At 45.9% G+C, this 774-nt stretch carries 1 protein-coding gene; it reads left to right on the top strand.

What is annotated here, in order from left to right:
• Positions 1 to 25: 25 nt before the first annotated feature.
• Positions 26 to 774: [FeFe] hydrogenase H-cluster radical SAM maturase HydG (gene hydG, locus ACYVTD_RS14715; protein WP_461248465.1), on the top strand; the 749-nt coding region annotated here is incomplete at its 3' end.

Raw genomic sequence — 774 nt, 5'->3', positions numbered from 1 at the left:
TCCATATCACTCGCAAAACAAAACGATGACGCGAAAAAAACTTTCGCAGGACGAAATACGCAGGGAGGCGATTGCGTTACAGGATATGGGACACAAGCGTCTTGCGATAGAAGCCGGAGAAGATCCGGTTAATAACCCCATTGAATATATCACTGAGTCAATAGAGACGATATACGGCATTAAGCATAAAAACGGGGCTATTCGCCGCCTGAACGTAAATATCGCAGCCACAACTGTAGATGATTATAAACTGCTCAAAGACGCGGGAATTGGAACATATATTTTATTTCAAGAAACATATAACAGGGAAAGGTATAAAGAACTCCATCCGTCAGGTCCAAAGTCGAACTATGAATGGCACACCGAAGCCATGGACAGGGCCATGCAGGGCGGAATAGACGACGTGGGGTTGGGCGTTTTATTCGGCCTTGGCCAGTACCTTTATGAATTTATAGCGATACTTATGCACGCCGAACATTTGGAAGCGGCGCACGGTGTAGGACCCCATACCATAAGCGTTCCGCGAATACGCGCCGCCGAGGGAATAAATCCCGGTTCTTTCAAAAACGGCATAGATGACGATACTTTCGCCATGATTGCCGCATGCCTTAGGATCAGCGTCCCTTATACGGGAATTATTGTTTCCACAAGGGAAAGCGAAGAATCAAGAAAAAAAGTTTTGGAACTTGGAGTTTCCCAAATAAGCGGAGGTTCCCGTACCAGCGTCGGCGGTTACGAAAAAGAGGAAAAGGTAAACACAAAACAATTTAACGT

It is taken from the genome of Treponema sp. R6D11 (assembly GCF_054786075.1).
The sequence above is the reverse complement of the archived record's forward strand: the minus strand, read 5'-3'. Positions and strand labels throughout refer to the sequence as shown.